A 1187-nucleotide genomic window follows, 5' to 3' on the forward strand; every position below is an offset into this window, starting at 1 on the left:
GATGCTGTTACCGCAGCCAAGTTACGTGTGGGTGATAATGACAATTTATCAGCTATGGTCGCCGCAGCAGCGGATGCAGATGCGTTAATTATCTGCTCTGACGTAAAAGGGCTTTATACTAAAAACCCTAATTTACATGAAGATGCCACGCTAATTAAGCAAGTCAGTGAAATCAATGCTGAGATTTATGCTATGGCTGGCGGTGCTACGAGCAGCGTAGGTACTGGTGGCATGTTAACCAAGATTGAAGCCGCTGAGAAAGCGATTTCACACGGAATTGAAACCATGATTGTGGATGGTTTTGACGCGGACACATTCAATCAACTTTTAAAGGGCCAAAATCCAGGCACTTTATTCACCCCGTATGATGTACCGATGCAAGAACACTTGCATTGGATGATGCATACCTCACAAATTCAAGGTGAGTTAATTGTCGAAAATGACTTTAGCGCTGACCTTGAAGAACATGATACTCAACTAACCACAGACGATGTAGTGGCCGTAAGAGGCAACTTTTCCGTCGGTGATACTGTTCTAGTGCGCAAAGGCGATGGTACTAAATTGGCTAAAGCCAAATCAAACTACAGTAGTTGTTTATTACATTTTATTGCAGACCAGGAAGATCGTGAATTTGCCAACAATGCCCAGCAAAAAACGGGCCCACTGATCTCTGACAAAAACATCGCCATTTTGGAGCAACTATGAGTTTAATTAAAGATTTATCGCAAGCAGCAGCCACAGCGGCACAAACTCTAGCCCTATTAGATGAAAAAGTTAAAAATACCATTTTAGTTGATATGGCCCGTGCACTTAGAGCACACAGCGACGATATTATTAAAGCGAATTTATTGGATCTTGACCATGCCGAAAAAGCGGATTTAGGCGCGGCAATGATAGACCGACTAACACTGACACCTGAACGTATTGAATCAATGGCCGCGGGTATCGAAACCGTTGCATCATTACCCGATCCGGTCGGCATGGTACGTGAAATATGTGAGCGACCAAATGGTCTAAACATTCAAAAAATGCGCGTACCTTTAGGCGTTGTTTGTATGATTTATGAAGCACGCCCTAATGTTACCGCTGATGCGGGTGCATTGTGCTTTAAATCAGGTAATGCAGTGATATTGCGTGGCGGTAAAGAAGCACTACATTCAAGTAAAATCATTGCTTCTATTTTACAA

The 1187-nt window shown here is 43.0% G+C and carries 1 protein-coding gene and 1 pseudogene; both read left to right on the plus strand.

Annotated elements, in window-relative coordinates:
• Positions 1 to 705: glutamate 5-kinase (gene proB, locus CXF78_RS01210; protein ID WP_102035739.1), on the plus strand; the 705-nt coding region annotated here is incomplete at its 5' end.
• Positions 702 to 1187: pseudogene (locus tag CXF78_RS01215) on the plus strand (gamma-glutamyl-phosphate reductase); the annotation flags it as partial. The gene proB and the pseudogene CXF78_RS01215, both read left to right, overlap by 4 nt.

This window comes from Shewanella sp. 11B5 (assembly GCF_002836795.1).
Classification (GTDB): Bacteria; Pseudomonadota; Gammaproteobacteria; order Enterobacterales; family Shewanellaceae; genus Shewanella; species Shewanella frigidimarina.